The sequence below is a fragment of the Exiguobacterium sp. s101 genome, assembly GCF_018617835.1.
In the GTDB taxonomy this organism is placed as follows: domain Bacteria; phylum Bacillota; class Bacilli; order Exiguobacteriales; family Exiguobacteriaceae; genus Exiguobacterium; species Exiguobacterium marinum.
Map to the genome: position 1 here is coordinate 131,087 of NZ_JACSKX010000005.1, position 24,078 is coordinate 155,164.

The window sequence follows — 24,078 nt, forward strand, 5'->3', positions numbered from 1 at the left end:
GTCATGCGACTTTGAGTGTGGATTTGTCGGCGGCAGATGATAGATGCGTAGAAGACAACTTCACGACCCATTGAATCGTTTTAAATTGTATGAACACAAGAGGTGATAAAGCGATATAATGCATCCACGTGTGTACAGTCAAGAAGCCGTTTTGAACGAGTCCCCAATGAACAAAGAACATTCCGAGTACCACATATGCGACACCTGGACAAATGAGACCAAAACTTGCTCCGCCCTCTGGCTGATTTCTGAAGTAATCAAGTCGACGTAATACACTATATCCGATTAGTCCAACCGCGGTGCTCCCCATAAATAATATCCCGAGTACAATCAGCATAAAGGCTGCATTGACCTCAATCTCTAGCAAGCGATGTGACACCATTGAGTTCAATCGAACGAATGTAATACCAGTAAGGGTGAGAATCGGGATAGGTAACCAAATAGTCGGTGCGCTCGCTTTTGCAAAGCCTTTACTGAAGATGGCTCGTAGACTCATTCTGGCGAAAAATAAAATAATCCCCCATACAAGTGTCATAAAAAATATAGAGGCGATTGTCGCACTGACAGAAACCCATTGGATTTTTGACATAGCGGCAGGACTAGCTAATCCCACTGCGACCATGACGAACGAAAAAGCACCTAAGAATTGTCCGAATTGGTTCATATTTTCAACGTCAACTTGACCACTCACCATAACCGATGCGATGTACTGAACATAACGAGTAAATGCATATCCACCAATGATTAAGAAGGCAATGAGGTCAAAAGGTAGTAAGGATTGAACATTAGATCAAAGTCCTGGAACAAACAAAGCACCTAGAATAAACAGTACATTGACACTCATCGCATAGGTGAGTGGTTCTGCCATGACAGCTACTTCTCCAGGAGTTCCTTTCACTTTGGAATACCGATCACTTTTCTTGAATTTACGAAATGAACGGATATTCCATGCAAGCAGACGGAAGTGATTTGCCGAGAAGCCAATAATGACCAATGAAACGAGAACGACAAGAATAGCTGGGATTCCTCCGCCCTCAAACGTTTCACGTAAATGATTGAAGTGAGGTAGTGGAGAATCAGGGTGTGGTATGAGGAACATAAAGTACATAAAAAATGACACAGCGAGCCCGCCGTTGCCAAGAGCAGATAAAAAATATAATGGGTGATAGGTTTGTTTTGACATGATAAAAAACTCCTCATTTAAATTACATAATCAATTTATACCCACTAGGGTATAGTGGGGTCAAGAGGGTTGGATATAATTGAGGGCAATCCATCAATAATAGACATGGCTGTCTGTGTGATTTTCATCACCCCTGATAACGTTTAATATTGATATTTTGTTTGAAGATATTATGTGTCATGTTGCGTCAAGTGTTGATTCATAAGGAAATTGAGGGACTTCCCCTATATAAAATGTATACGCTTTCAAATATGCTTAAGTTGTATAGAAGTTCACTGTTTTGTCAAAAAAGAAAACATAGCAAGAAGGAAGGAGAGGCATACGATGCGTACACATTATCGTGTTGTGATTGTAGGAGCAGGAACTGGGGGAATCAGTGTCGCGGCCAGATTGCTTCGAGAGAAACATCATTTAAGAGATGAGGTTTTACTGATTGATCCCGAAACCACTCACTATTATCAACCATTATGGACACTCGTCGGAGCAGGTATTGTCAAAAAAGAGGAGTCAGCCCGCACGATGGATTCACTCATTCCTGATGGGGCGACGTGGTTACAAGACCATGTGACGACATTTGATCCTGAAAACAATCAAGTCGAAACGTCAAGTCACGGAAAGATTCAATACGATTTTCTTGTCGTGTCACCAGGTATTGAAATTGACTGGGGGCGCGTCAAAGGGTTAAAAGAATCGCTTGGGTCGAAAGGAGTCTGCAGTAACTACTCATACGAACACGTTGATTATACATGGGATACCCTCGAAAAGCTCACAGGTGGAACTGCATTGTTCACGCACCCGGCTTCTCCAGTGAAATGTGGGGGCGCCCCTCAAAAAATCATGTATCTGGCTGAAGAGTATTTAACGAAGACGGGAGTTCGTGATTCGAGTCGAGTGGTCTTCGGTTCGGCTAATCCCGCCATTTTCGATGTTACGAAGTATCGGGATGCGTTGGAGAAAGTACTCGAACGAAAACAGATTGAAACGCATTTCCGGGTTAATTTAACGGAAATAAAAGCAGATGAAAAAATTGCGGTTTTTGAAAACTTAGATTCTGGTGAATCGTTTGAGATAAGTTATGACATGATTCATGTCACACCACCGATGCAAGCTCCGGCGTTTATTCGGAACAGTTCATTGGCGGAATCCGGTGGTTGGGTCGATGTCGACAAACATACACTTCAACATAAACAATTTAAAAATGTGTTCGGGTTAGGTGATTGTACGAATCTACCCACATCGAAGACAGGTGCAGCGATTCGAAAGCAAGCGCCCGTCGTCGTACGAAACGTACTGGATGTGATGTACGGTCATTTACCGACTGCTTCTTATGATGGTTATTCTTCTTGTCCGATTGTCACGGGCTATGGTTCATTAATTCTCGCAGAGTTTGATTATGATAAAGTTCCACAAGAATCTATGCCGTTCAATCAAGCAAAAGAAAGACGGAGCATGTATATTTTGAAAAAAGACTTTTTACCGATTATGTACTGGAATGGCATGTTGAAAGGGACGATGTAGGAAGGGAGGGATCGTGATGGAACGTTCTGCACTTGAAGAGCAAACAGTTGAAACAGTACTGACAAGATCCGACGTTGAGCAAGCACTGATTGCACTCATTGATCGTCTACCTAAAATCGAACAGTCTCTCCGTCGTTTGGAAGATGCTGTTGATTTTGGTATGGCGACGATGAAAGATGAAACGGTGAAAGAAAAAGTTGACGCGGCCATCGACAATTCCAACATACAAATCGAAACGCTTGAATCGGCTATAGAGCTGATTGAAAAATTACCGATGTTGTTACAGGTGACCAATCAACTTGAGTCTATGTTCACGTTTGTTCAAGATGTATACCACGATGAACAAACGAAAGAAATGATTGGCCAACGGATTGAGGAGTATGCTGTGCCAGCGAAAGAAAAGGTTGAATGGACACGAGATATGTGGGCGGAAGTACAAAGTCGTGTGGAACAGGATGACCGCCACATCACGCTATTCTCAATCATGCGATGGATTAAAGAACCGTCAGTTCAACACGGACTCAAATATGTGCAAGCGACTGTTGATGTCTTAAATGAACGGACAATCAAGCGTTAAATATGAGTGGATTGTGATGAGTAGGGTTTTCAAAAGAAATCGGACGTGCCTCGGTGCACGTCTTTTTTTCATGGGAAAGTGAAGTACATCATTTGGGTTTATTTACCCATAGGGGTATTATGGATATAAGAACTGAAAGAGTGCGGAGGGGGGATGACGTTGACACTGCGTGACTTTGAACACCAAATATTAGACGTACTCAAAGACGGTGTGATTGTGATGGATCATGACCGAAATATCATATCGATGAACCAATCGGCCGAACAATTGACGGGATGGCAAGTCGGTGAACCGGTTCCTTATTGTTCTTTTTGTCAGAAACGGAGAATGAGCTTAGGTGAAGAACGGTGTTACTTAATTGAACATGAACGTTCTCCATACTTCTCTTCAGAAATGCCGACTTACTCCGGAAAACTAGTAGATGTTGAGATGAATACAGCTCGAATTCTAAATGATGCCAAAACAGGAGCCACATATTATTTGCTCGTTTTACGAGATTTCACAGAACGAAAGCGCCGAGAAGCGCATGCTTTAAGAGAAAAGATGGTTCGGGAATTGATTCATGCACAAGAGGAAGAACATGAACGGTTGGCTCAGGAACTACATGACGGTGTCGGACAATCGCTCTTTAGTATCACCCTTGCGTTGAGCGCTCTTCAATCAGACGTCGCAGACCCGGATAAAAAAGAATATTTGACGTCCGTCCTATCTGAAGTAAGTCTCCTGATGGATCATGTAAGAAATTACTCGAAGCAATTAAGACCGATTGAGCTTGATCAATTTGGACTCGAATCCGCATTACAAGTATTGCTTGATAGTTTTGCGACCCGTTATCCAAACGTAGCGTTTCATACAGACATTCGTCTGACGACACGATTCGATTCTCTTGTGGAGATTAATTTGTATCGGATTGTCCAAGAGGCACTCGTAAATACAATGAAATACGCGAATCCGACAATTGTGGATTGTCAGGTAATCGAGCGTGACGGGCGAGTTGAATTGTTATTCCGGGATGACGGGGCAGGTTTTGATGTGCTGAACGTCTCGAAAGGATTAGGGTTACGTCATATGGAAGAGAGAGCGAAAACGATTGAGGGTTTGTTTCAAATCGTTACAGCGGTAGGGGAAGGGACGCAAATTTCCGTGTCGGTTCCGAGAGAGAGAGGTTATTATGCAACCGATTAATGTATTAATTGTCGATGATCATGAACTTGTACGTCGTGGGTTAAAACTGATGTTTCGTACGAATGAGCGCATTCGTGTAGTCGGGGAAGCGACAGAAGGGTCAGCAGCTATCCAAGAAGCGCTTCGGACACGTCCTGATGTCATTTTACTTGATATTACGATGCCGAATGGACTAGATGGTTTTGTGACAGTTAAAGCGCTCGCTGAGGAAGTGCCCACCGTAAAAGTGATCTTACTGACGATGCACGATGAAGAGATTTACATCAAACGTGCTCTCGAGCTGGGCGTCCCTGGTTATATGTCCAAAAATAGTGATCCTTCTCAACTAGAAGAAGGAATCAAACACGTATTTGACGGGAAACGATATTATGCTACTTCGTTGAACGAGGATTATATTGAAAAGATTGTCTTTCAAAAGAATAATCATCCGTTATTGACGCGTCGTGAACTAGAAATCGTCCGATTGTCGACTCTCGGCTATAGCCATAATGAGATTGGAGAGAAATTAGGGATTAGTCCCAAAACAGTTGAAAATCATAAAGCACGTGTCATGAATAAATTGCAAATCAAGCATCGTCATGAACTTGTGCAATATGCTCTGAAGAATCATTTGATTGAAATGGAAGGATGATTGAAAGAATGAAGTTAGAAGTAGAAAAAACGATAGATTCTCAATATATCCAGCAACATCTGGCGAACGAGCGGACATTTTTGGCATGGATTCGTACTGCGATTACCGTGATCGGGATTGGGTTTTTAGTGACGAACTTTCATTATTATCGAAGCGAGAATTTAAGTGGGGCAGAACATCAATTGATTTCAGCAATCGGGATGTTATCCATTTTGTTCGGCATCAGCACGATTCTTGTAGGTACCCGTTCATATTTGAAAAAAGTGCATACGATTAACACACAACAATTCAAATCTGCGAAGATGAGTCTCATTGCTTTGGCGATTGGGATGGTCTTTATCTTTTCACTGATCCTCGTAGTGAGCTACTTTTTATTTTAAACGAAAACAGGCACCGTCTCTATTACGAGGTCGGTGCCTTGCTCGTTACTGTGTCACGATCGCTTCAAGACGATCGAGTTGGGATGTGAACCCTTCGACGGCCCCCATATCAACCACTTGTTGGAGAGCCTCTTCATTCGGGAATTCGGAGCGGCTAATGAATAGCGTGCCTTCCGGTGTATCGAGAAATTCATTCGTGATGGTCATGACAGGGAAATCTGGATTGACATGACCGTCCGCATCAGAGAACGCATCTGTATAAACGATTCGCGAGTAGGGGTCGATGTCGATGAAGGTGGATTTCCCCCAGGACTCCATACCGTAGAAGTCACCTTGATTTTGATCGACACATGTCATACAGTAATGCCAAATCCCGCCTGGTTTGAAGTCGAAACTGTATACTTTCGTGTCCCATCCGGTTGGTCCCCACCATTTCTCTAGATGAGCTGGTGTCGAGAATGCTTCAAACACGAGTTGTCGTGGTGCCTTGAACAGACGTTCCGTAATCAGTGTCGTACCCTCTACATGTGATTTAACCGTACTCATGATTCATTCTCCTCTCAGGGTGAATCTGCTATACATCTAATAGTTCGGAAAAGAAGCGAGTTTCGTCACGGAGCTCCTATTTGGATATGCCCAATCCATATATTCCAAAACAAACGTACTCAATCCTGAAACAACAAATCAAGCAACATCTCGCCAATTGGTCGTTCTTTTCCCTCATAGGGGAACGCATGGATATGGATGGCAGGATTAAAATTCAACTCGATGATGCCGTATTCAATGTGCTCATCATTAAGAGATGGGAGCATCATATCGACACCGCAAATCGTAGCGCCAACCGACTTAGCGGCATCGACAGCAATGTGTTTATAAACGTCAGGAATTTGGTCTGTATAGTCGATACTGTCGCCACCTGTACTAATGTTAGAGTTTTCACGCAAGAAGACACGCTCACCGAGAGCTGGAATACTGTCCGATGTCTTGCCTTGAGCATATAAAAACGAGATGACGATATCGTCAATTTCAATTTTCTCGAGTGGTGTCTTATATCCTTTTCCACGTAAGGGGTCTTCGTTTTTTGTAGAAACGAGTTGGCGAATGGTAGAGACGCCGTCCCCTGTGACGTTTGCCGGGACGCGATGGAGGATACCGGCAACTTCGTTTCCAATGACGAGGAAGCGATATTCTTTTCCAGGTAAAAACGTCTCCAGTAAAACGACATCATCAAATGTTCTCGCATACTGAAATGCAGATAGTGCTTCCTCATAAGTCGTTCCGTCTTTAAAAATATGAATGCCTACGCCGAAGTTCGTGGACTTCGGTTTTAAGACGATTGGTTTATGTGAAAACAGGTGCCATGCATGCGATAAATCAGATTCGTTATGAAGTTCTACACCTTCAGGGACACGAATTCCGTGTTCAGCGAGTACATACTTCGTTACCGTTTTGTTTTCCATCATCAGGACTGATACATAATTGTCTTTTGATGTCTTTGTTGCCTGTTTGACGTACTCCTCATATTTGCCGTTGTGAATGCGGATAAATTGATCGGACCAATCGATGACGTCGACACGATACCCCCGTTTGATGGCAGATTTCATTAATACTTGAGTAGACAACTCAAGGTCGGAATAACCATGTACACGAAAACGACTTGCATACGCGTCCTCATAAAAGTGTTCGGCTTGGGCCAGAGACCACGCGTTATAACCCGTCTCGGTCATAATCGTCTTCAATCGAGAAGCGTACGTCATGTCCACGTGATCAATTTTTTCTCGTAGAGAGGGGAAGACATCTTTGAAGCCGAGGTCATATTTCGTGTCGAACGCATCGATCGCGTCGAGAAGTTCTGTCGCGTACGTGTGTAGTTGTACGTCGTCACCATCTCGAGTCAATGTGTTCGTGGGAGACATGCCTTCTTTGGCGACACGTTGTTGGTTATTATACGCTTCAGCCTGCCAATCGAAATAAGTTGTCTCCTCAGTAAATGTCAAGTAGAGCAAAAATAGATGAAGAAACCGTAAATCTGAACGAGCGATCCCGGTCTTTTCAAACGGATTCAAATCAATATTGCGAATTTCGATGTAGTCGATACCGTTCGCCTCGAGCTTGTCCAAGTCGTTGCCACCTCTCGATGTTTTCAATCGAATCGGGGAGTAGAGTTCGTTTGGATGTGTAATCTCCCCTTTGGCAATGAATCGACGTACATCATTTGTATATGCTGAGAGTGTCCTATAGTTTGGATAAAGTGGTTCGACATTCGTATAGCCACAGTCGCTATTTCGATAGGACAACGCTTGTTTATTTGAAAAGGTATCTTCATGGAGCGCTTGCATCTGGCTGACACATCGTTCTTCATAACTCGCATGAACAGCCGGGGTAGCGCCGAGCAAATAGACGATGAGCCAACGCATCCGTAAATATTGGCGAACCAGCTTCAAGTAAAGGTGATCTTTAAAGTGTCGATATTGCTCAGGAGACCCTTCGTATAGTGTGGACAACATCTCATCGGAAAACGAAAAATTGAAATGAATCCCGGAAATGAGTTGTTTTTTCGCACCATATTTTTGGAGCAAATGCTCCCGGTAACGACTAGCCTCGAGTCCGGACACACCAAAGTCAGCTAGTGGGATCATACCGCCTTCCGGTAAGGCGCATGGCATCGATTGTGGCCAAAGGCGTTCGTCGCCTATGTTTAGCGCAGTGATATCATAAAGCGTTTCTAAAAAGTGATGTGCCCCCTCAATCGTCGGAAACGTCGGGGTGACGAGCTCGATTTGACTTTCAGAGAAGTCGGTCGTGATATATGGATGCGTTGCCTTATGACCGAGTGACTTTGGGTGCTTCGTAATAGCGAGTGTGCCGTCTGACTTGACCCGCAACATTTCCCGCTCGATGGCAAACTTTCCGCTCGTGATGAGACGATGGGGTAGTTGATTAAACTGCTTCTGCAAGTGAAGTCACTTCCTTTTTCGTTAGTCGGACAAAGAGGGCGGAGACAAGCCCTTTGATGATACTTGAGATGGCAATACTCCACCAGATGGCATCGATTCCGAGATAAGGCTCAAGTAACAATGCGAGTGGGATACGGGCCACTGTGAAAATGATCGAGATCGTCGCAGGGATTTTCGGTAATCCGAGTCCTGAGAAGTAGCCGTTTCCGATCATTTCAATCGAAGAGAAGACGAGAGAAATACCGATAATTCGCAAGTAGCTCGCCCCAATGTCGATGGTTCGAACATCATCGACGAATAAACCGATGAGGAAATCCGGGACGATTATAAATAACAACATGATGAACCCCGTATAGACCATCCCGAGTCGGGTCGTTACGCGGTAACCTTCATAAACACGATCCACTTTTTGAGCCCCGATATTTTGACCGGTATAGCTAGCCATTGCTCCATTCAGTCCACCGATCATCATATAAGCGATCGATTCGATTTGAAGCCCGATCCGTTGTGCTGCAATCGCTTCAGTCCCATACGAACCAATCATGCGAGCAAGGAAAATGCTGATGACGGTGAACAAAATCCGTTGGGTCGCCATCGGAAATCCGAGACGAAAGATTTCTTTATAGTCGGTTCGAGTCGGCTGAATGACTTCATCCCAATTGAACAATGAACGGGCGCGACGCCAGAAGAACCCGAACATGACGACGTTGGCGACAAGTGTCGCAAGAGCTGCTCCAAGGACGCCGAGTTGAAGTGGATAAATGAAGATCGGTGAGAGAACCATGTTGAGTATGACGCCTGTCGCATTGATTCGCATCGCTGTTGTCGTATTGCCATAGGCACTGAATAGACGGGCGAACAGCAAGTTGAAGAAAGAAAAAATAAGCATCGGCGCACTGACGAGCAAATATCCATACGCGAGACGCTCGACAGTTGGTGCGTTCATATTCAAAAAGCCGATCAACGAATGACCAAAAAAAATCAGTAATGAGGCATACGAGAGACCGAGTGCTAGATTTAGACGCCTTCCGGCCCGAACATAGCGCTGGATGAATTTCAGGTCACGTTTCCCGACAGCTTGTGACACTTTAATGCCGGCGCCAACGACAATCAACGATTGAATCGCCTGTCCGAGCATGATATAAAAACTGGCCGCACCGACACTTGCGACGGCATCACTTCCTAGTGCGCCTACCCAAAACATATCGACGAGACTATACGTAAACTGTAACAATGAACTGCCGACGAGCGGAAGGGCAAGCGTGAGGATGACACGCTGTACGTTTCCGGTCGTCAAATCGACGGTTTTCACAAAGCAAGACTCCTTTAATTATTTATATAACCATTTAGTTATATATAAACACAGGGTGAAATGATTAGCAATTAGGAGATAGGATTCGATGAAAAATAGACATAAAAAAAGGAACTCTTGTCGAATTCCTTAACGTGTATAAGCGCGGATCCAAGTTACCATATAGACGAATGTCGCGATGATGAGCGTTGAAGCGAGTGCGTAGATTGGATAAGTAGGGAGTGCGTCTTCAAATAGTGGATAGAACATGAACGATCCCATAAGAATGGGGACCGAAATACTAAACGAGACATAGGCAGCTTTCGTCGCTTTCGCAGTGATGATTTGTTCACGTTCATCGACTTCACTGAACTCGGTCATGCGGACAGACCATTGAGCAAAGTTCAGCTGTTTGTTTGGTCGTGTGTTAAACGAATAGATTGTCCAAACGATAAAAAAGCCAATGAGCAACAAGAGTGGAAGCAGATTGAATTCGACGATGAATGAATCTGATTCAATGATGGTTGAAATATCAGACAAAAATGAACTGAACAGAAAAGCCATCAGGACATACAGGATGATGCTTGAAATAGATTGAACGACGACATGTTTCATTTTGTTTCCTCCTCGATTGTGAATATAGATTCGACCGGTTCCTTGAACACTCTTGCGATGTGCATCGCCAGCATGAGAGACGGCGTGTAACTGCCTTTCTCGAGCGAGATAATCGTCTGTCTCGTCACGCCGACCTTTTCAGCAAGATCGCCTTGAGTTAACTGGTGCCGGGCACGCAGTTCTTTCACGCGGTTGACCAATGGCATGGCGCCACCTCTTTTCTGATTTATACCAAAAGTGTAAAACAAACTTAACATAATGTAAAGAAGACTTTACTTATCCAAAGGTGCTACAATAGCGATATAGTCGAAAGGGGAGATGGTTGGTGAAGGTGATTAGTGGACAACATCACGTGTCAGCGATGACCGGGGATGCCAAGAAAAACTTACGATTTTATACGGAAGTACTAGGGATGCGACTCGTCAAAAAGACGGTTAACCAGGATGATCCATCGATGTATCACTTATTCTATGCGGACGAAACGGGGACGCCTGGAACAGATTTGACGTTCTTTGAGCTCCCGTTTCTTGGGCAGACGTATCGGGGGTCAAACAGTATTTCTCGAACCGCGCTACGGGTACCAGAAGGGGCTCTTACATATTGGCAGGAGCGTTTCGACACGTTCGATGTGACATACGGGGACGTCGAATCGGTTCAAGGGAGACCGACGCTCGCGTTTGAAGATCATGAGGGTCAACGTCTCTGTCTTGTGGAAGGAGGGAACGGAACACCTTGGGAAAAGGGCCCTGTACCAACAGATGTCGGCATCTTTGGTCTCGGATTTAGTGAGTGGACGGTACGGCGGATTGAAAAGACGGCACGGGTGCTGACAGAAGTGCTTGACTATCGATACGTGACGACATTTGATCGGGATGGTCACGACGTGCGCGTCTTTGAGACGGGAGCGGGTGGCGTGGCGACAGAGATTCATCTCGTCGATCGACCGGATTTGGCATCGGAACGACCTGGGCGGGGGAGTGTGCATCACGTGGCGATTCGAGTGGAAGAAACAGGCGATATGACGAAATGGATTGAGAAGCTTGATGCGCATGGCATCAGTCACTCTGGTCTTATTGACCGCTATTATTTCCAGTCGATTTATTTCCGCGAACCGAGTGGGATCTTAGTGGAACTGGCAACAGATGAACCGGGATTCGCGACGGATGAATCGGTTGAGACGCTCGGAGAGAGATTGGCCTTACCACCGTTTCTAGAGTCGAGACGAGCGGAAATCGAATCGAGACTAGAGAAGTTGTAATCGAATGGAAATTCATAACTGTAATGAGGTGAATGAATTGGATACGCAAGCAGTCAATCTTGTGATTGCCAGATTGCTAGGTAAAATTATCGAGCAATATCCTCCTCATCAATGGACAAAAACAGAAGAGGCGTTTCCGCATCCTTATCAGTTCAATAAAGTGAGTTATGACTATTCTGGTGAGGTTGAACCGATGACGCTGGAAACATTTCAAGACTTAGTTAACAAGCTCGGAAATGACCATTGGTACTCATCCAAATTCGAAGAGTTGCTACACAACATTTATATCAATCGATGGGTGCCAACATTCACATCAAATTTCGGTAAGCATTGGCAATGCTACCACGACTTATTGTTTGATGCGTATAACGATTGGAAATATACACATTTTGAATTGTATGACGAAGATGGAAACGAACTCGATGAAGAGTTAGAAAATAACCTGAATGAATGTTTTGAAGATTTCATTCATCAAACGTCCGAAGAACTATATGTGAAAAAAATGATGAAATTTTGGTGGCGATGAGTCCTGAAAGCAGAGACAAATAAAAAACCGACGGACTTTTTCAGTCCATCGGTTTTTGTACGCCCAATAGCAGGGCGAGTTCGTTCGTTCGATTCGCGACGAGATCCGCAATCGTGTAACGGTCGAGCACATGAAAGAACGCCAGCATTGCCTCGTTCAACACACTTCTTAAGTCACAGGCCGGTGCGATCACGCATCGGCCTTCCCCGAAGCACTCCACGAGTTCGAGCGGTTCCATCGACCGAACCACCTCGCCCACGTTGATTTCTTCCATCGGGCGAGCGAGACGGAATCCACCGCCGCGACCACGCACCGACTCCAAATAGCCATGCTTGCCGAGCTCGTAAACGACCTTCATGACATGGTTTTTGGAGATGTTATATTGGTCCGCCACTTCTTGAATCGTGACGAGTCGATGTGAAAATGTGGCGCTATACATCAATGTTCGCAGTGCGTAGTCACACGTTTGCGTGAGTCTCATCCATCATCACCTCTCGTTTCATTGTACAAGACAATTCCTAAAAGTGCGATTCGAACAAATGTGAAAGGGTGATGGCGAAAATAAGTCAAAAGCGTGAAATCTACTTTAAACAAGTATTTAATATATTGCTTTAAAGTGACTTGACTCACATAATGAACGTGTACGAAACAAAAGGGGGAAATTCACATGTTAGATCAACAAACGATTGAGATTGTAAAGGCGACGGCACCAGTTTTGAAAGAACATGGTGTGACGATTACGAAGCATTTTTATCAACGAATGTTTGAACAAAATCCAGAAGTGCGTCACTTCTTCAACCATACGAACCAAAAACGAGGACGCCAGCCGGAAGCGCTCGCGAACGCGGTCTATGCGGCAGCGCTTCATATCGATCGACTCGAAGCGATTCTTCCTGCCATCCAACCAGCACTTCATAAACATAAAAGTTTGAACATCCGCCCGGAACACTATCCGATTGTCGGTGAAAACTTGCTTGCGGCGATTCAAGACGTGCTCGGTGAAGCTGCAACACCTGATATCATCGATGCATGGGCAAAAGCGTATGGTGTGATTGCCGATGTCTTTATCTCACTTGAGAAACAGATGTATGATGACGCGCCATGGGTCGGATTCAAACCGTTCGTCATCGAAGAAATCATAGAAGACACAACGGAAGTGAAGCGATTCCGTCTCGTCGCAAAAGATGGAGTTATTGGCACAGCCATCCCAGGACAATACATCTCGGTTCAAGCGCGAATCGCTGGTGAAGACATCTTGCACCACCGCCAATATAGCGTCATCGACACGACAGAAAACGGATATTGGATTGCGCCGAAAGCGGAGGGACTCGTCTCAAACTGGCTTCATGAACAGATGGTCGGAACAGAAGTCCCGATGAGCGCACCGGCAGGAGAATTCATCCTTGAAGCATCAGACCGTCCGCTCACACTCATCGCAGGAGGTATCGGAATTACGCCCCTCTTCAATATGGCGAAGACGGCACTTCGTCAAGGACGTTCTGTCACGTTATTGCACGCAGTTCGGAGTATGGACCTTCGTCCACTCGGAGACGAACTCGATGAACTTGTGAAAGAAGGGCTTCATCTCATGACACATGTGGATGACGTATCGGGTTGTATGAGTACGACGCAGCTCGAGGCACTTGATGTCGAAGGGCGTGATGTCTACACGTGTGGGCCGAATGCGATGATGGAGACGGTCGTCCGTGTCATTCCTCAGGCGCGATATGAATTTTTCGGGCCGTCTGGAGTTCTTGCGACCAACTAAAAAAGACGACTTTTCCAGTCGTCTTGATTCATAATATGGCGAGAAGGATTATTCCGTGAGTTCACTTAAATGTATGACTTGTTTGTTGTCATCCAACGTTTCAAGTGACCACGAACCATCTAACGGTTTTGTTGTTTCAATGACATATGTCATGGTGTAGCTTTCGTTTTCGGGATCGTTGACGAGAAAATCTTTTGAGACATCGTCACCGTTTAACCGTAAATAGACGACATCTTCCGGGCGTTCTTTTAGATGGACACCGATGTACTCCTTGTTTTCAACTTGAAGGGTGACGAAATCAAAAGACTGATTCGGTTCTATTTCTTTAGTGACAGACCCTAAGTTTCCTGTCGTGATATCAATCTCGGCTAGACCGATGACGGAGCGATCTTCGTTTGTGTAAAAAGAGAGAATGGACTGTTCTCTGTTATGAACTTCAAAACTATACCAGTCGTTTATCGTCATATAACGATTCATTTCTTTTTCGGCATTTTCGTATGAGTTGCCGGCCTGAATGTTAGTGTACGTGTAAAGTCCGACACCGACTGCGATTGCCACGACGATGAGACCGGAGACGATCGTGAGTAAGGTGATTCCCTTGGACATGATTTTTCCTCCTGTCTTTTATAAACATAAACACCCCATGCCTCGCGAATGCGTGCATGGGGTGTTTGAATTAGTACGTCAAGCTCGCGGCGACGATGATGCCGACGACGAGTGATGCGGCGAACAAACTGAAACCGATGGCCATGTTGCCGTTCTCGACTTCTTTTTCTAAGTTCACGCCTGGTGTAAGGACGTATTCAAACGTCCAAAACGCCAATACTTGGGCAGCGATGCCGACGAGTCCCCAGATGAACGCATCGAGCAAGTTGACGCTGTTCGCCCAAACCGTGTAGATGACGATGGCGAGTCCGAGCGCTTTCCCCCAAAGCTTTAAAGCGACGGCCATGTTGCCTTCTTTGATTAACTTACGTTCCGAATATTTGGTCGTCAATGCGAAGATGATGAGTCCGGCGAGAATGAGACCGAATCCTGTCCCGAGGTGGGCGAGGAAGCTTAAAATTGAATCGAGTGTGATGAATGTCATGAGTTTGTCTCCTTTTGTGTAGGTGTGCCAACGGCTAAGTAGTACGAATGGTTGTTCGTGATCATGCTACCGGCGCGAACACCGAGTGCGGATGGGTGTCCATTCAAACAGAAACATCCGATCATGTAATGTGTCTCGACAAGGCCCTTGACGGTCGTCGTCATCCGAGTCGGAAGTTCGATGAACTGTTGGTACACGGCCGTCTCTTCCGCATACGTTTGTAGTAATTCTCGGTGAAACGGTTTGCCTTCTTTCGTGTACAAGATGACGGAGTCCCCTTCACGTCCGAATGCCGGTTTTTTGACGTAGTTCGATTCGCCGAGAAACGGTGCGTCTTCTAAGTAAGTTGGTAAAAAATATGTGTCGATGATGTCGCGCTCAGCTTCATCGAACAGTGTCTCGGTCTCATATAACTCCCAAATCAGGGCCTGTACGCCTTTCGATTGCATGAGGAAAGCTGAGAGCGGGTTGAGAAGCGATACGTGTTTTTGTTGATTGAGTTCGAGCAACCGAATGCCAATCAAGTCTCCGTCCGGTGCTTGATCGTCTACGAGATGTTCAATCGGATATGTTTGACGGTACAAGATATCGATTCGTTCACCCGATGGTGTATAGATACCGTTTTCGTCGACGAGCAAAGCATGAAGTGACACAAATTCAGACGGTAAATCGAGCGTTTCTTGCAGGAAGTGAGCCGTCCATTTGTCTTCGATGTTGTCATCATGAGCCGTGAAGACGATTTTTGGTGTGCCTTCTCGTCCGAGTCGTTTCCATGCGGCAACGATGGCCTTTCGTAACTCGGTTTTTAACTGAGCGGTGGCTTCCTTGTTCGGATCGAGGAGATTGAATTCGGAAGCGACCACACCGTTCACGTCAAACAGTTCTTTAATGAACGTCGGTGTATCTGAGTTGAACTCCATCAATTTGAGTTGGCCGTTCTTCATGATCCAGTCGTAGCGACCGATGACTGTCTCCTGCGGAATTGTCTTCTCCCGTAAGAACGGCAGGCTCGATTCGGGATAGCCGAGCAGTCGGAGCGTCTCGTCAGGTAGCGAGCGCAACAGTTGATTCGTCTTCCGAAAAATCGAATCAACCGCCCCGGTCGCCTCCCGGACGGACTCTACCTGCGAGGCGGTCATTTCGAAACAGTCGTATAGGGCATATTCTTCATCGTTTAAATCGGGCCAAAAATAAGGGACTTGACTGTAAAGTTCGTCACGCGTCATCCGCCGAATCCACCTTTAGAGCCGCTCCCGAGTCCAGATTTTGACGATCCTGAATTTGAGCCGTTCGACACGGCGCCGGTCGCACCACCATTTGATTTATATGATTTATAGGTCGAAGAGTTTTTCAGTGCACTTTTTGAACGGAACAAGCTACCGAGTAAAAAGTAACTCCCGTAATGGGGGGAACGATCGTCGTCACAATAATATGATTCTGTCACATCATCCCAGTCCCAATCGTCACATTCGTAGCCGGTCGGCTCTTCCGGGAGCGCGGCTTCGTTATAGTTATCATCTCCACATGCGGCGAGAGAGGTCGTTAATACCGTAGCAGAAAGTCCGCTTAAAATTTTCTTACTTGTCTTCATGTTGATTCCTCCAATGTATAACCGGTCGGTGTGACATATATGACATACACACCACGATCTTCATCTGTTTCTGCTGAATCGCGTTCGTACTCTTTATTGGCGACGTACAAGTATTGACTCCCGAGCATGGCGAGTGCATCGAGGTGACGATCGACGTAATAGGCTTCGAGCAACGGGTTGTCAAAGCGGTCGTCGAGTGTACGGATTTCGACTTTAATCTCGCTCGTTTCTTGTTTGTCCATCGGTCCTTCAGTGTAGCGATCGACGTAAATCAAAAAGTATTGATCGCCTTCTAGGGCGGACGAGCGTTGTTTGTATGTCATGCCGTCTTTGACGAAAAACTCACATTCGCGACGGGCGAGCACTTCGTCTAATCCGAGAGACGTGTAATGGTATAGTGGTTCGAACGATAATTCATTTTTATAGAGACGATACTCTAATACGATTGAATTCATAATTCAGTCCTTCCTTTTTCTTTTTATACGGGGTGAATGTCAAAATGGTTTCGTGAATCTTTCCTTGGATACGTTTAGTATATAAGAGAGAAGGAGGGGGAAACAGTGCATATCTTATTTCGTGTATGGAAAGGATTAGCGAAATTATCATTTTTGAACGTGATTCTGGCCTCGGTTGGTATCATCGTCGTCGGGACTGTGCTCGGTTATTTATTTGAACCGGAGACGTTCGAGTCATTGTTCGACTCGTTCTGGTGGACGATGACGACATTGACGACCGTTGGATATGGAGATTTTTATCCGTCTTCCGTGGCGGGGCGATGGCTCGGGATTTTCTTGTTCCTATTCGGGATTGGGATTATCGGGGCATTGATTGGAAAACTAGTTGAAGTCGGAGCGACGTTTCAACGATTAAAACGGGAGGGAAGACTAGTGTATCGTGGAGAAGGACATTATGTATATATCGGATGGTCCCCGAAGACGAAAAAAGCAATCGATGAAGTGCTCAACTATGAACCGAAAGCGGAGATTGTCTTAATCGATCAATTGATTGAGGAGCCGTATGTGCACGATCAAGTACATTTCGTATCAGGAGACGCCTCGGATGAAGCGGTGTTGATGCAGGCAAACGTCTTGAAAGCTCGACGAATCGCCATTTTTGCAGATGCACGAATCACGGAGACATTACTCGCTGATGGGAAGTCGTTATTGATTGCATCAGCGGTTGAGGCATTATCACATGATCATCAGGTCGATTTACACACGGTCGTCGAAGTGTGCGAGGAACGGAATATCTCGAAATTTAAACACGTCCGTGTCGACGACTTTATTTTAGCGAACGACTCGGTCTCGCTCTTGATGGCGAAAGCGACATTGCAACCAGGGACAACGACCATTTTCCGTCAATTATTAAGTAAGCAATCGGGTGGGAACATTCAAGCGTTGAAACCGAAAGCCGAGTGGCAAAACATACACGAGGCGAACAAGGCGCTACTTGAATCCGGAGTGACGCTCATCGCGGTCAATGACCGATTGGATGTGGCGACGATGCTCGACTTACCGCTCCAAGATACAGACATGCTCTACGTCGTCTGTCACGACGAAGTATTTGAACGATTATCGTAAGGAGTGAAATCATGCATAACGGAACGTTTATCCGAAAGATGACACGCATGCAAAACGTGCAACGGTGGGACGAATATGCCCCCCATTATCATGATAACGCAGCGAGTCATAGCTTTCGTGTCGCGGTCTTCAGCTTGATCGCGGCGTATGTGGAGAAAGAGAACGGACGTGAAGTCGATTTGCTCGATCTACTTGGGAAAGCCATTTTCCACGACATGAATGAAGTCCAGACGGGCCCGATTATGCACCGGACGAAAAAAGAACCGACGTTGATTGGTCACATCGAGCGGATGGAGCGGACAGCGAGCCTCGGTCTTGTCGAGTTGCTGTCACAGTCGCTACGTCCTCACTTTCATCGCTTCGTTGTCGAAGCGGAAGATGACTCATTCGAAGGAAGAATCGTCGACGGAATTGATTCCTTCGATGCGATGCTGTTCGTGCGACGGGAAGTCGCGCATGGTTCTCCACATTTCGATGACAAGTTAGAAGAGATGAAAGCTGCACTTCGTCATCATCCGATTGATTCGGTCCGCTGGCTGTTCGACCAGGTCGAGGCAGAGACGGATGTGTTACGGTTCATCGAGAACGTCATGCGGATGGATAGTGTGCGTCGTTGGAAAGGTCGCTTCAACACGATTGACGACAACGATGCGATTCACGGTTTCCGCGCGGCTGCACTCGGTATGTTCAGTGGGCTCTTAGAGCGTGAGAAGTACGACGTCGATGTCGATGTCGCCGAACTCGTGGCCCGTCTTCTCTGTCACGACTTAGTGGAAGGGGTGACAGGCGACGTGCTCGGTCCAGTCAAACATTCGACGAAAGAGACAGGGGCTGCGTTTGAGGCGTACGAACGGGCGGAAAGTGAACGTCTGCTTGGACTGTTGCCTGAGTATATGCAACCGGCATTCCGGAGATATATGGCCGACTCGAAAGATGATACGTATGAAGGAATGCTTGTCGATATGATGGACAAACTCGATGCACTCATCAAGATGAACATGGAGCGGAAGATGAACGGGGCCGAGTATGAGGTCACGTATCGCGAGCAGCTCCGTAAAGTGCAGATGCGATATGAGAATCCAAGCATGATCTTCTTCCTGGCGTATATCTTGCATGATTTGGATTACGTCACAAGCTAAATCAATCCACACAGAAGTCGCATACCTAAATGGGTGCGACTTTTTTATATCATTTATTGACATATATCATTTAACGATATATATTGAATGTAAGAGATGTATCATTTAATGATATAGGAGGTGGGGAGATGCCGCGAACGGACTCCTTGGAGTTAGGGGAACTGACGGATAGTATGTTTTACATCTTATTGGCGCTCACGACGCCGCGTCATGGCTATTTGGTCATGCAATTTGTCGAAGAGACTACGCGAGGGCGAATGCAAATTGGTCCGGCTTCGATGTATACGATTATCAAAAAACTGTTGAATGCCGAACTGATTGAACCGATGGACGGGGACGGAAAGAAAAAGAACTACCAGATTACGCGTAAAGGGCGTTCGATTCTGACGGATGATGTGAAAAGACGACAGGCGATGGTCGAAGATGCCTGTGCCATTTTAGATATGGAGGGATCACGATGAGACAGAAGTATGTGTCGAGTTGGGGACTAGCGTTTGCCGAAGAGCGTGAGATGCGAAAATTGGAGCGAATGGCGGCGAAGGGTTGGCATTTGAAGAAATTTGCCCCTTTAGGATATACGCTTGTCGAAGGGGAACCGGAAGACGTTCAATATAGTTTGGATTATCGAACTCGTCCAGATGAAGACTACTTTGACCTGTTTGCGTCGAGCGGGTGGCAACATGTCACATCGACCGGGGATGAGATTCATATTTTCAAAGGGGATCGAGATGCTAAGCCGATTTACTCGGATATCGAAACAACAGAGGAGAAATATCATGACATGGAACGTCAGATGGGACGGGCTGCGCTCATCCTAGGTATATTATGGATTGCGCTCTTTTCCTTGTTTCAATTTGATTGGCCGACCGTAGTCGAAATGATATTGATTGGCGTTCAACTACTCGTGACGACCGGTCTCGTGTTCACGGGACTTCCGTATATCGGCTACCGATTCAAACGAATAAAAGTGAATCGTCAAGGATGAATAGGCGGATGGCACAAGCCATCCGTCTTTGTTTCGTTCAACTGAACTATTCGAATGAAAAATAGTTAGGGAGAGAGAACTGTTTTTGGACATCGGTCTATGCAACAAAATCAAAATCCTTCACAATGATTAATGCAAGCGCTTTCATTAATCATTTGAGGAGGAATGAATGATGTTGAAGAAACGACAAGGGGTTGCCGTGCTGGCTGGGGTGACATCGATTGCCCTTCTTTTGGGGCAACCGGTCGCACAAGCGGCAACTCCGCAGAACGGTACGATGATGCAATACTTTGAATGGTATGTCCCGAACGACGGACTGCATTGGAACCGTCTCTCGAACGATTCGCAGCACTTGAAAGACATTGGGGTCTCGACCGTTTGGATCCCGCCAGCGTATAAAGGGACGTCACAAAATGATGTCGGATACGGGGCGTACGATTTGTATGACCTTGGGGAATTCAATCAAAAAGGGACGACTCGGACGAAGTATGGAACGAAAGCGCAGCTACAGTCGGCGATCTCGAACTTACGCGGAAAAGGAATCGGCGTGTACGGAGATGTCGTCATGAACCATAAGGGCGGAGCGGATTATACCGAGTCCGTTCAAGCTGTTGAGGTCAATCCTTCCAATCGGAATCAGGAGACGTCGGGAGCATATTCGATTTCCGCCTGGACCGGATTCAATTTCGCGGGACGGAACAATACATACTCGCCGTTCAAGTGGCGTTAGTATCACTTTGACGGGACCGACTGGGATCAGTCACGAAGCTTGAGCCGGATTTATAAATTTAAGAGTACCGGTAAAGCATGGGACAGTGAAGTATCCGGTGAGAACGGGAACTATGACTACTTGATGTACGCCGATGTCGATTTTGAACATCCAGAAGTACGACAGGAAATGAAAAACTGGGGGAAATGGTATGCCGATTCGCTCGGTCTCGATGGATTCCGTCTCGATGCGGTCAAACATATCAACCATTCTTATTTAAAGGAATGGGTGACAAGTGTCCGTCAGGCAACCGGAAAAGAGATGTTCACGGTTGCGGAGTATTGGAAGAATGACCAGGGAGCCATCAATGATTACTTGGCGAAGACGGGCTATACCCACTCGGTGTTCGATGTGCCGCTCCACTACAACTTCCAAGCGGCAGGGAACGGCGGCGGTTACTATGATATGCGCAACATTCTAAAAGGAACGGTCGTCGAGCAGCATCCTACACTCGCCGTCACGATTGTCGACAACCATGACTCACAACCTGGGCAATCACTCGAGTCGACGGTTGCCAATTGGTTCAAACCGCTCGCCTATGCGACAATCATGACGCGTGATCAAGGATATCCGACGCTCTTCTATGGTGATTATTACGGAACGAAAGGGACGACGAATCGTGAAATCCCGAATATGTCAGCGTCGCTTCAACCGATTTTGAAAGCGCGTAAAGACTTCGCCTATGGCACGCAACATGATTACATCAATCATCAAGACGTCATCGGGTGGACGCGCGAAGGGGTGACGGACCGTGCGAAGTCGGGACTTGCGACGATTTTGTCGGACGGACCGGGCGGGTCGAAATGGATGTATGTCGGAAAGCAGAACGCGGGAGAAGTATAGAAAGACATGACCGGCAATAACGGGCGTCTCGTGACGATCAATGCGGACGGTTGGGGCGAGTTCTTCGTCAATGGTGGGTCCGTCTCGATTTATACGCAACAATAAATTAGTTAGACTTGTCTCTAAAGATAGGGACAAGTCTTTTTTTCTGAATTTTCACCACATAAGTTTTATACATGATATAATGACCTAGTGTTAATTCTTGATAGGGAATGCTTCCAATCCATGAATTCACATTGAACAACGTTGGTTGTTGGTTTCATTTATATTTTTGCGTTGTGACGCTGTTGAATTCAAGGAGGTTGTGATGAGTAAAGAAAAGATTGCCCAATTAAGAAAGCACGTCTCGCCGTTTGAAAAGTCCGATATTAGGATCAGTGTGCGGCAGATGATCAATACGATTTTACCGTTTCTCGTTTCATGGTTTTTGGCGTATCAACTACTGAGTGTCTCCATTTTCCTGACATTACCGTTCACGTTGATTGCAGCAGGATTTGTCGTGCGGATGTTCATCATCTTCCATGACTGTACACACGGTTCGTTCTTTAAGAATAAGAAGGCAAACGCCATCGTCGGAACGATTACCGGTGTTTTGACGTTGTTTCCTTACGAGAAGTGGAAACGCGAGCATGCGATTCATCATGCGTCGAGCGGAAACTTGGACAAGCGAGGCGTTGGGGACATTTGGGTCATGACGATTGAGGAGTACATCGAAGCCTCGAAATGGATGCGATTGAAGTATCGCCTATATCGTCATCCGCTCGTCATGTTCGGTCTTGGACCACTTTGGCTCATTCTCGTGACGAGTCGTTTCAATCGAAAAGACGCCCGTAAAAAAGAACGCCAAAATACGTATATCATCAATATTTCTCTCGTCGTCTTATATAGCGCGCTCATTTATCTGATTGGTTGGCAAGCGTTCCTTGTCGTACAAGGGACGACAATGTTCATCGCCGGCGTGCTCGGAATTTGGTTATTCTATGTTCAGCACACGTTCGAAGATTCCTACTTTGAAGATGAACAGGAATGGGATTACGTAAAGGCGGCAATTGAAGGAAGCTCGTATTACGAATTGCCGAAAGTGCTTCAATGGGTGACGGGGAACATCGGCTTCCATCACGTTCACCATTTGAGTCCACGAGTGCCGAACTATCATTTAGAGAAGGCACATACATCGACACCACCATTACAGCGAGCAACGACAATCGGGCTATTTTCAAGCCTGAAGTCGTTACGTTACAAGTTATATGATGAAAACAATAAAACATTCGTCACGTTCCGGGATGTGCGCCATCTCTTGCGCCGAACGAACGTGGCATGAAAAAAGATTGTCCCCGTAAAAAAGGGACAATCTTTTTAGCGTTTCCAGACCCATTCGTCACTCTCATACTTCTTCACGAGCAAATCGATCTCAGCTCGCTGTTCTGTCGTAAAGACGAGCGGTTCGAACGTCAACGAGAACGTGTCTTTGAAGCCGGTCTCAAATGCGGCTGCTACTTCGTCAAAGGAGACGAAGCGCTGTAACGTGTCATTCAAGGCGACGGCTTTTTCGCTGAAGCGGTTTTTGGCTTCAAGCTTTGCGTGCTCCTCCATCGTGAAGCAGTCGAACAACACCTCATCGTCGACAGAAAGCGGGATCGATCCATGTTGAAGCACGGCCCCTTGATGACGTACCTGTGCGCTACCCGCAATCTTCTTCCCGTCGACGGCAAGCTCGTAATACGAGGCAGCATCGAAGCAAACGGCTGATTTTGGTTTGCGGAGCGCCTCACGATCCTCTTCCGTCAACGGCACCGAAAACTCGGCCGGTACACCGAGCTCATGATAACCGCGACGGACACCTTCCGTGAGTAATCGATAGCTCTCGATGATATTTGTCGGAAGAGTCGGTGTCGACTCGGGCAAGATGACACTATATGTTAGTTCATCCGCGTGTAACACGGCCCGTCCCCCGGTTAGTCGCCGAACGACCGGGATATTGTTCTTCGTAAGCGCCTCGCGGTCCAAGTCACGTGTCGCCCGCTGGAAACGTCCGACGCTGATCGCATGAGGTGCCCATGAATAAAAACGGAGCGTCGGTTTGAGTTCTCCCTTCGCGACCCAATTGGCGATGGCTTCGTCAATCGCCATGTTCTCAGCCGGTGAAGTGGATTCGGTTCTAAGTAAGTGCCACGTCGTACCAGTCATAATCT

25 protein-coding genes and 2 pseudogenes are annotated in these 24,078 nt (G+C 46.2%); 14 read left to right on the top strand and 13 right to left on the bottom strand.

The genetic code is table 11. From position 1 onward, the window contains the following. Nucleotide 1: 1 nt before the first annotated feature. Nucleotides 2–1,183, bottom strand: a pseudogene (locus KNO76_RS14290) (TsoY family (seleno)protein). Between the two features lie 324 nt (nucleotides 1,184–1,507). On the opposite strand from KNO76_RS14290, the gene KNO76_RS06385 reads away from it, so the two are divergent. The 5 genes from KNO76_RS06385 (at nucleotide 1,508) to KNO76_RS06405 (ending at nucleotide 5,474) form a co-directional block, all read left to right on the top strand. Continuing rightward, nucleotides 1,508–2,701, top strand: a complete 1,194-nt coding sequence (locus tag KNO76_RS06385; protein WP_214883742.1) for an FAD/NAD(P)-binding oxidoreductase — start codon at nucleotides 1,508–1,510, stop codon at nucleotides 2,699–2,701. Between the two features lie 16 nt (nucleotides 2,702–2,717). Next, nucleotides 2,718–3,278, top strand: a complete 561-nt coding sequence (locus KNO76_RS06390) for a hypothetical protein (RefSeq protein WP_214883745.1) — start codon at nucleotides 2,718–2,720, stop codon at nucleotides 3,276–3,278. Between the two features lie 159 nt (nucleotides 3,279–3,437). Then, nucleotides 3,438–4,463, top strand: a complete 1,026-nt coding sequence (locus KNO76_RS06395; protein ID WP_251127909.1) for a PAS domain-containing sensor histidine kinase — start codon at nucleotides 3,438–3,440, stop codon at nucleotides 4,461–4,463. Beyond that, nucleotides 4,450–5,094 carry a response regulator gene (locus KNO76_RS06400; RefSeq protein ID WP_034770826.1) on the top strand — a complete coding sequence of 215 codons (645 nt, stop codon included), beginning with the start codon at nucleotides 4,450–4,452 and terminating at the stop codon, nucleotides 5,092–5,094. Before KNO76_RS06395 ends, KNO76_RS06400 begins: the two co-directional genes overlap by 14 nt. An 8-nt stretch (nucleotides 5,095–5,102) precedes the next feature. Continuing rightward, nucleotides 5,103–5,474, top strand: coding sequence for a YidH family protein (locus tag KNO76_RS06405; protein ID WP_034770829.1), 372 nt, complete (start codon nucleotides 5,103–5,105; stop codon nucleotides 5,472–5,474). 45 nt (nucleotides 5,475–5,519) lie between these two features. Here KNO76_RS06405 and KNO76_RS06410 read toward each other — a convergent pair whose 3' ends face one another. The 5 genes from KNO76_RS06410 to KNO76_RS06430 form a co-directional block, all read right to left on the bottom strand. Continuing rightward, entirely contained in the window at nucleotides 5,520–6,020 is a 501-nt protein-coding gene (locus tag KNO76_RS06410) for an SRPBCC family protein (protein WP_214883751.1), read from the bottom strand. Nucleotides 6,021–6,139: 119 nt separating this feature from the next. Further along, on the bottom strand, nucleotides 6,140–8,431 hold the full coding sequence (gene gshAB, locus KNO76_RS06415; protein WP_214883754.1) for a bifunctional glutamate--cysteine ligase GshA/glutathione synthetase GshB: 2,292 nt from the start codon (nucleotides 8,429–8,431) through the stop codon (nucleotides 6,140–6,142). After that, nucleotides 8,415–9,743, bottom strand: a complete 1,329-nt coding sequence (locus KNO76_RS06420) for an MATE family efflux transporter (protein ID WP_214883758.1) — start codon at nucleotides 9,741–9,743, stop codon at nucleotides 8,415–8,417. Before KNO76_RS06420 ends, gshAB begins: the two co-directional genes overlap by 17 nt. A 129-nt stretch (nucleotides 9,744–9,872) precedes the next feature. Beyond that, nucleotides 9,873–10,337 (bottom strand): hypothetical protein, encoded by a 465-nt coding sequence (locus KNO76_RS06425; protein WP_026825001.1) that lies wholly within the window; start codon nucleotides 10,335–10,337, stop codon nucleotides 9,873–9,875. After that, complete coding sequence (locus KNO76_RS06430; protein ID WP_026825002.1) at nucleotides 10,334–10,543, bottom strand: helix-turn-helix transcriptional regulator; 210 nt, start codon at nucleotides 10,541–10,543, stop codon at nucleotides 10,334–10,336. Before KNO76_RS06430 ends, KNO76_RS06425 begins: the two co-directional genes overlap by 4 nt. 119 nt (nucleotides 10,544–10,662) lie before the next feature. Here KNO76_RS06430 and KNO76_RS06435 point away from each other — a divergent pair, with 119 nt between their 5' ends. Together KNO76_RS06435 and KNO76_RS06440 are read left to right on the top strand one after the other, a co-directional pair. Then, nucleotides 10,663–11,595 carry a ring-cleaving dioxygenase gene (locus KNO76_RS06435; protein WP_214883761.1) on the top strand — a complete coding sequence of 311 codons (933 nt, stop codon included), beginning with the start codon at nucleotides 10,663–10,665 and terminating at the stop codon, nucleotides 11,593–11,595. A gap of 37 nt (nucleotides 11,596–11,632) precedes the next feature. After that, complete coding sequence (locus tag KNO76_RS06440) at nucleotides 11,633–12,121, top strand: hypothetical protein (RefSeq protein ID WP_214883764.1); 489 nt, start codon at nucleotides 11,633–11,635, stop codon at nucleotides 12,119–12,121. A gap of 40 nt (nucleotides 12,122–12,161) precedes the next feature. Here the strand turns inward: KNO76_RS06440 and KNO76_RS06445 are convergent, their stop codons facing one another. Beyond that, nucleotides 12,162–12,602, bottom strand: coding sequence for an RrF2 family transcriptional regulator (locus KNO76_RS06445; protein WP_214700286.1), 441 nt, complete (start codon nucleotides 12,600–12,602; stop codon nucleotides 12,162–12,164). Nucleotides 12,603–12,788: 186 nt separating this feature from the next. On the opposite strand from KNO76_RS06445, the gene KNO76_RS06450 reads away from it, so the two are divergent. Continuing rightward, nucleotides 12,789–13,889, top strand: a complete 1,101-nt coding sequence (locus KNO76_RS06450) for a globin domain-containing protein (RefSeq protein WP_214883767.1) — start codon at nucleotides 12,789–12,791, stop codon at nucleotides 13,887–13,889. 48 nt (nucleotides 13,890–13,937) lie between these two features. Here the strand turns inward: KNO76_RS06450 and KNO76_RS06455 are convergent, their stop codons facing one another. From KNO76_RS06455 to KNO76_RS06475, 5 genes are all read right to left on the bottom strand, one after another. After that, nucleotides 13,938–14,495 carry a hypothetical protein gene (locus KNO76_RS06455; protein WP_214700282.1) on the bottom strand — a complete coding sequence of 186 codons (558 nt, stop codon included), beginning with the start codon at nucleotides 14,493–14,495 and terminating at the stop codon, nucleotides 13,938–13,940. 70 nt (nucleotides 14,496–14,565) lie between these two features. Next, nucleotides 14,566–14,979 carry a DUF350 domain-containing protein gene (locus KNO76_RS06460; RefSeq protein WP_034770831.1) on the bottom strand — a complete coding sequence of 138 codons (414 nt, stop codon included), beginning with the start codon at nucleotides 14,977–14,979 and terminating at the stop codon, nucleotides 14,566–14,568. Beyond that, the gene (locus KNO76_RS06465; RefSeq protein WP_214883770.1) at nucleotides 14,976–16,205 is read right to left on the bottom strand and encodes a glutathionylspermidine synthase family protein; all 1,230 of its coding nucleotides are present in this window, start codon (nucleotides 16,203–16,205) and stop codon (nucleotides 14,976–14,978) included. Before KNO76_RS06465 ends, KNO76_RS06460 begins: the two co-directional genes overlap by 4 nt. Then, nucleotides 16,202–16,570, bottom strand: coding sequence for a hypothetical protein (locus tag KNO76_RS06470; RefSeq protein ID WP_214883773.1), 369 nt, complete (start codon nucleotides 16,568–16,570; stop codon nucleotides 16,202–16,204). The genes KNO76_RS06465 and KNO76_RS06470 overlap by 4 nt, the downstream gene beginning before the upstream one ends. Further along, complete coding sequence (locus KNO76_RS06475) at nucleotides 16,567–17,025, bottom strand: hypothetical protein (protein ID WP_026825010.1); 459 nt, start codon at nucleotides 17,023–17,025, stop codon at nucleotides 16,567–16,569. Before KNO76_RS06475 ends, KNO76_RS06470 begins: the two co-directional genes overlap by 4 nt. 105 nt (nucleotides 17,026–17,130) lie before the next feature. Between KNO76_RS06475 and KNO76_RS06480 the strand changes: the two genes are divergently transcribed. From KNO76_RS06480 to desA, 6 genes and pseudogenes are all read left to right on the top strand, one after another. After that, entirely contained in the window at nucleotides 17,131–18,150 is a 1,020-nt protein-coding gene (locus KNO76_RS06480; protein WP_214883776.1) for an ion channel, read from the top strand. Between the two features lie 11 nt (nucleotides 18,151–18,161). Next, the gene (locus KNO76_RS06485) at nucleotides 18,162–19,289 is read left to right on the top strand and encodes a YfbR-like 5'-deoxynucleotidase (RefSeq protein ID WP_214883779.1); all 1,128 of its coding nucleotides are present in this window, start codon (nucleotides 18,162–18,164) and stop codon (nucleotides 19,287–19,289) included. 128 nt (nucleotides 19,290–19,417) lie between these two features. Continuing rightward, nucleotides 19,418–19,750, top strand: coding sequence for a PadR family transcriptional regulator (locus KNO76_RS06490; RefSeq protein ID WP_214703125.1), 333 nt, complete (start codon nucleotides 19,418–19,420; stop codon nucleotides 19,748–19,750). Continuing rightward, entirely contained in the window at nucleotides 19,747–20,274 is a 528-nt protein-coding gene (locus KNO76_RS06495; RefSeq protein ID WP_214878774.1) for a DUF2812 domain-containing protein, read from the top strand. Before KNO76_RS06490 ends, KNO76_RS06495 begins: the two co-directional genes overlap by 4 nt. 277 nt (nucleotides 20,275–20,551) lie before the next feature. Continuing rightward, nucleotides 20,552–21,991, top strand: a pseudogene (gene amyS / locus KNO76_RS06500) (alpha-amylase). Between the two features lie 202 nt (nucleotides 21,992–22,193). Beyond that, nucleotides 22,194–23,207: a Delta(5) desaturase DesA gene (gene desA / locus KNO76_RS06505; protein WP_214883782.1), complete on the top strand. Its 1,014-nt coding sequence runs from the start codon at nucleotides 22,194–22,196 to the stop codon at nucleotides 23,205–23,207. A 35-nt stretch (nucleotides 23,208–23,242) separates the two neighbouring features. Here the strand turns inward: desA and KNO76_RS06510 are convergent, their stop codons facing one another. Then, entirely contained in the window at nucleotides 23,243–24,073 is an 831-nt protein-coding gene (locus KNO76_RS06510; RefSeq protein WP_214883797.1) for a lipoate--protein ligase family protein, read from the bottom strand. Nucleotides 24,074–24,078 lie beyond the last annotated feature (5 nt).